Raw genomic sequence first — 5,671 nt, 5'->3', positions numbered from 1 at the left:
TCGGCGAGCACCTCGTCGAGCCGGTCGTCGGTCTCGGGCAGCGTTCTGCGGGTCATGCCTCGACGGTAAGAAGCCCCATCCCTCCACGCTCGCTGACGCGAGCCGAAGGTGTGGAAACGCGTGCAGGCGCGTGCCGGATGGGCCCGTGGCCGTCACAGCTGTGGAAGAGGCGCGCCCGATGCGGCTCGCAGCAGCCGTCGTCAGCCCGGCGGTTCCGGCATCACCGCGACGACGGCGCCGAGTGCTCCGGCGCCCACGTGCGCGGTGACGACGGCTCCCAGGCGCGCCTGCACCGGCGCCATCGCCCACGGCACGGCTGACGACGACGCGCCGTCGGCCTCCGCTGCAGCGCCGGCACCGTCGCCCCGTGTTCCGTCCGGCGAGGACGCTCCGAGCGCAGCCACGTCGCCAACCTGGTCGGCCGCATCGGGGCCCGCCGCGCCTGGGGCACCGTCCGCTCGCGGACCCGCAGCCCGGCTGCCCGGCCCGGCCGGCCCCGTCGCATCGTCACCGGAACCCCCAGACGAACCGGTCGAGCTCGCTTCAGCGGAACGCGCTTCACCGTCCCGCCCCGCCCCAGGGGACGCGCCACCGCCCAACCGGTCGACGAGCACCTGCGCCAACTCGGAGTGCTGCAGCGAGTGCACGGCGCAGACGCGTTCGCCCTCGCCGAGGTTCTCGGCCTGAGCCAGAGCCCACGTCCCGAGCCGCTCGACGGCCTTGCCCCGCGATCGCACGCGCGCGAGCGGCGCGATGACGCCGTCGTCGACCTGCAGCAGCGGTTTGATCGACAACGCCGAGCCGAACAGAGCCCCGGCTCGCCCGATCCGCCCGCCGCGGCGCAGCGGTTCCAACGAGTCGACGTAGAACGCCGTGCGCGACGACGCGCACGTGGCGCGCGCCGCCTCGGCCACGGCGTCGACGTCATACCCGGCCTGCGACCAGCGCAGCGCCGCGAGCACGCCGAAACCGAGCGCCATGCCCAGCGTGCGCGAGTCGACGACCTCGACGTCCAACCCCGCCTCGAGCGACGCCAGCCTCGCCGAGCTCACCGTCGACGACAACGCCTGCGACGCGTGCAGCGACACGATGCTCGTGCATCCGGCGTCCGCGAGCGCCCGGTAGGCCTCGACGAACGCCGCCGGTGACGGGCGCGACGTCGTCACCGCTATCCCCTCGGCCTGTGCGGAGGCGACCGCGTCAGCCCCCAACTCGTCCTCGGGGCGCGTGACGTCGCCGATCGTGACGTTGAGCGGCGCGACCCTCAGCAGGCTCGCCGCGTCAGGCGCGCAGGCTGCGACCAACTCGGCGGGGAGGCAGGCGGTCGAGTCGGTGACGACACCGACCCGACCGGCCCTGCCACCGGCTCGAGCCATCAGCCCGCGACGATGTTGACGAGCTTCGGCGCGCGCACGATGACCTTGCGCACCTGCTTGCCCTCGAGGAAGTTCTGCACCTTCTCGCTGGCGAGCGCCGCGGCCTCGAGGTCGGCCTCGCTGATGTCGGCGGCGACGTCGAGACGGTCACGCACCTTGCCCGCGACCTGGACGACGGCGACGACGGTGCCCTGCACGAGGTGCGCCGGGTCGGCTGTCGGGAACGGCTCGAACGCGAGGCTCTGCTCGTGTCCGAGGCGGCGCCACAGCTCCTCGCCGAGGTGCGGGGCGAGCGGCGCCGTCATGAGGACGATGGCCTCCGCGGCCTCGCGCGGCACGGCGTCGAGCTTCGTCAGCGCGTTGTTGAGTTCGATCAGCTTCGCGACGGCCGTGTTGAAGCGCAGGTTCTCGTAGTCGCCGGTGACGCCGTCGATCGTGCGGTGCACGAGGCGTGTCGTGGCCTCGTCCATCCCCTCCTCGGCGACCCGCAGCTCACCGGTGTTCTCGTCGACGACGTTGCGCCACAGGCGCTGCAGGAAGCGCTGTGATCCGACGACGGCGCGCGTCTCCCACGGTCGCGAGGCGTCGAGCGGACCCATCGACATCTCGTAGACGCGGAACGTGTCGGCACCGTAGGTGTCGCACATCTCATCGGGCGTCACGACGTTCTTGAGCGACTTGCCCATCTTCCCGTACTCGCGGGTGACTCGCTGGCCCTGCCACTCGTAGATCGTCTCGTCGCCCTCGACGCGCTCGCGCACCTCCGCGGCCGGCACGGGTTGGCCGCGCCCGTCGCGGAAGGCGTACGCCTGGACCATGCCCTGGTTGAACAGCTTGCGGAACGGCTCCTCACTCGAGATGAGGCCGAGGTCGAACAGCACCTTGTGCCAGAAGCGCGCGTACAGCAGGTGCAGGACGGCGTGCTCCGCGCCACCGACGTACAGGTCGACGCCGCCCGGGTCGTTCGCGACACCCTTGCCGAAGCCGCGGCCCTTGCCGAGCCAGTACTCCTCGCACCCCGCGTCGACGAAGCGCTCGGTGTTCGCGGGGTCGGCATAGCGCAGCTCGTACCAACACGAACCGGCCCAGTTGGGCATCGTGTTCGTCTCACGCGTGTACCTCTTGACACCGTCGCCGAGGTCGAGTTCGACGCTGACCCACTCGTCGGCGCGCGACAGCGGCGACTCGGGCATCGACTCGGCGTCCTCCGGGTCGTACGTCTTCGGCGAGTAGTCGGCTACCTCCGGCAGTTCGACGGGCAGCATCGACTCCGGCAGCGCGTGGGCCGTCCCGTCCTCGTCGTAGACGATCGGGAACGGCTCACCCCAGTAGCGCTGACGCGAGAACAGCCAGTCGCGCAGGCGGTACGTGGTCGTGCCCGTGCCACGCTCGTTGGCCTCGAGCCACTCGATGACCTTCCTCTTCGCCGTCTCGATGTCGAGCCCGTCGAGCGACAGCCCGGCCGTCGACGAGTTGATCGCGGCGCCCTGGCCCGTGTACGGCTGATCCTCCGGGTGGCCCTCGCTCGGCTGGACGGTGCGCACGATGTCGAGGCCGTAGGCCTGCGCGAACTCCCAGTCACGCTCGTCCTGCGCGGGCACGGCCATGATCGCGCCCGTGCCGTAGCCCATGAGGACGTAGTCGGCGACGAACACGGGCACCGCCCGACCCGTCACGGGATTCGTCGCGAAGGCACCGGTGAACACACCCGACTTGCCCTTCTCCCCCGCCTGACGCTCGACGTCGCTCTTGCGCGAGGCCTCACGGCGGTAGGCGGCGACGGCGTCGCGCGGCGTCCCGGCACCCGCCGTCCACGACTCATTCGTCCCGGCTGGCCAGGCTTCCGGGACGATCGTCTCGAGCAGCGGGTGCTCCGGCGCGAGCACCATGAACGTCGCGCCGAAGATCGTGTCGGGACGCGTCGTGAAGACCTCGATCTGTTCGCCCGAACCGGCCTGGGTCGCGACGTCGAAACGCACCGACGCGCCGTTGCTGCGCCCGATCCAGTTGCGCTGCTGCAGCTTGATCGACTCGGGCCAGTCGAGGCGCTCGAGATCGTCGACGAGACGGTCGGCGTAGTCGGTGATGCGCATCATCCACTGCGGCAGGTTGCGCTTGAACACCGGGAAGTTGCCGCGCTCGGTGCGGCCGTCCGCCGTCACCTCCTCGTTCGCGACGACGGTGCCGAGGCCCGGCGACCAGTTGACGGGGGCGTCCGACTTGTACGCCAGGCGGCGCGCGTTGATCGCCTCAGCGCGCCCGGCGGCGTCGAGGTCGCCCCACGCCTCGCCCGACGGCGTCGCGACGCGGCCGCTCTCGTACGCCTCGACGAGGGTGTCGACCGGGCGGGCCTTGCTCGCGTCCGGGTCGTACCAGGCGTCGAAGATCTGCAGGAAGATCCACTGCGTCCACTTGTAGTACGACGGGTCGATCGTCGCGAACGTGCGGCGCGCGTCGTGCGACAGCCCGAGCTGGCGCAGCTGACGACGCATGTTGACCATGTTGTCCTCGGTCGTCTTGCGCGGGTGCTGGCCCGTCTGAACGGCGTACTGCTCGGCCGGCAGCCCGAACGCGTCGTAGCCGAGGGTGTAGAGGACGTTCTTGCCCTGGGTGCGCTGATAGCGCGCGTAGACGTCCGTCGCGATGTAGCCGAGCGGGTGACCGACGTGCAGCCCCGCACCCGAGGGGTAGGGGAACATGTCCTGGATCATGACCTTCTCACGCCCGGCGACGCCCTGCTCGTCCGCCCACGGTCCGCTTGGGTTGGGGGCCTCGAAGGTGCCTGCCTCCTCCCACGCGTCCTGCCAGCGGCGCTCGATCTGCCCCGCCAGTTCCGCGGTGTAGCGCTGGCTGTGTTCGGTCTCGCTCAAGGGATCGTCCTCACATCGCGTCGGTGCGGGCAGGCCCCGCGAAAGTTCCGGCTCATTATGTCAGGGCGGCCGGGGGCACGTCGTCGGCGTTTTCCCGCGCTGGCCGGTTCGGGCAGCGCGTCGCCTCCCCCTCGGCCCGCCCGGGCCCTGGCATGACGAAGGCCGCCACCTCGGGAGGTGACGGCCCACGTCATGCGAAGCGCTTCTCGCGAAGCACCACGGCGATCAGATCTGGTTGAGCTGCTTCGCCATGGCCGACTTCTTGTTGGCGGCCTGGTTCTTGTGGATGACTCCCTTGGAGACAGCCTTGTCCAGCTTGCGCGAGGCAGCAGCGAGGGCCGTCGACGCGGCGTCCTTGTTGCCGGCCTCGACCTCGGCGCGGAACTTGCGGATCCACGTGCGCAGTTCGGACTTGTAGGCCTTGTTGCGCTCGGTACGAATCTCGTTCGTCTTGATCCGCTTCATCTGCGACTTGATGTTTGCCACGAAAATCTCACTTCTTCGGTCGAATGTGTTCTGTCGTGAGGGCGACAGACGGCCTCTCGGATATGGCGTGGGGACACCTGGCGATGAGAGACCGCTGGTTACTGCTGTTGCGTGTGCGCACGACCTGAGCCCACACGCACTCGCTCAAACGTACCAGCCGAGCCACCGCGCGGCGCAATCGGGGCGGCGGGCCCGAGGCCGTCAGTGACGCTCGCTCGGCGCGTGGCGCTGACGACAGATCTCGAGGACCACGTGCTCGACGGCGTACTGCGGATCGCGTCCACCACCCTTGACGGCGAAGTCGGCCGCGGCGACGGCCTGGATCGCGCGTCCGAGACGGACGCCGTCCCATCCGCGCGACGCCGTCCGCGCCTTGTCGACCTGCCAGGGTGGCATCCCCAGCTGCTTCGCGAGATCCGCACTGCGTCCACTGCCGGCCGAGGCGACCTTGGCGACCTGGCGCAGCTGCGAGGCGAGGACGGCGACGATCGGCACGGGATCGACCCCGGAGGCGAACGCGTGGCGCAGCAGCCGCAGGGCCTCGGGCGCGTTGCCGGCGACGGTCGCGTCGGCCACGCGGAAGCCCGTCGCCTCCACCTTGCCGCCGTGGTAGGTGCCGACGGTGTTCTCGTCGACGACGCCGCTCGTGTCGTCGACGAGCTGACGGCACGCCGCGGCGAGCTCTGAGGTGTCCTTGCCGGCCGCCTCGAGCAGCGCCCGCACGCCCTCGGGTGTGATGCGGCGGCGTGCGCGACGAAACTCGTTCATGACGAACGCCGACTTGTCGCGATCCGACTTGATCGCCGGCGCCTCGATGACGCGCGCCTTCGCCCTCTTGAGTGCATCCAGCACGCGCTTGGCGCGGTTGCCGCCCTTGTGCAGCACGATGAGGTTGGCGTCGTCGAGACCGACCTTCAGCGCGTCCTCGAGCTCGTCGAC

4 protein-coding genes are annotated in these 5,671 nt (G+C 70.4%); all 4 read right to left on the bottom strand.

The window, feature by feature from the left end:
- Positions 1 to 200: 200 nt before the first annotated feature.
- Positions 201 to 1,376, bottom strand: a complete 1,176-nt coding sequence (locus B2284_RS03810; protein WP_074046005.1) for a DegV family protein — start codon at positions 1,374 to 1,376, stop codon at positions 201 to 203.
- Positions 1,376 to 4,246, bottom strand: coding sequence for a leucine--tRNA ligase (gene leuS / locus B2284_RS03805; protein WP_136788479.1), 2,871 nt, complete (start codon positions 4,244 to 4,246; stop codon positions 1,376 to 1,378). Before leuS ends, B2284_RS03810 begins: the two co-directional genes overlap by 1 nt.
- Before the next feature lie 225 nt (positions 4,247 to 4,471).
- A complete protein-coding gene (rpsT, locus tag B2284_RS03800) occupies positions 4,472 to 4,732 on the bottom strand; it encodes a 30S ribosomal protein S20 (RefSeq protein ID WP_006944584.1) in 261 nt (86 codons plus the stop codon).
- Between the two features lie 201 nt (positions 4,733 to 4,933).
- On the bottom strand, positions 4,934 to 5,671 hold a 738-nt coding region (gene holA, locus B2284_RS03795; protein WP_286697209.1), incomplete at its 5' end, for a DNA polymerase III subunit delta.

Source organism: Dermacoccus sp. UBA1591 (assembly GCF_002322065.1).
Classification (GTDB): Bacteria; Actinomycetota; Actinomycetes; order Actinomycetales; family Dermatophilaceae; genus Dermacoccus; species Dermacoccus nishinomiyaensis.
The sequence above is the reverse complement of the archived record's forward strand: the minus strand, read 5'-3'. Positions and strand labels throughout refer to the sequence as shown.

What these genes read in the sequence shown, in the direction of transcription:
- B2284_RS03810 (WP_074046005.1), bottom strand. Translation starts at nt 1,376, where the DNA reads ATGGCTCGAGCCGGTGGCAGGGCCGGTCGGGTCGGTGTCGTCACCGAC.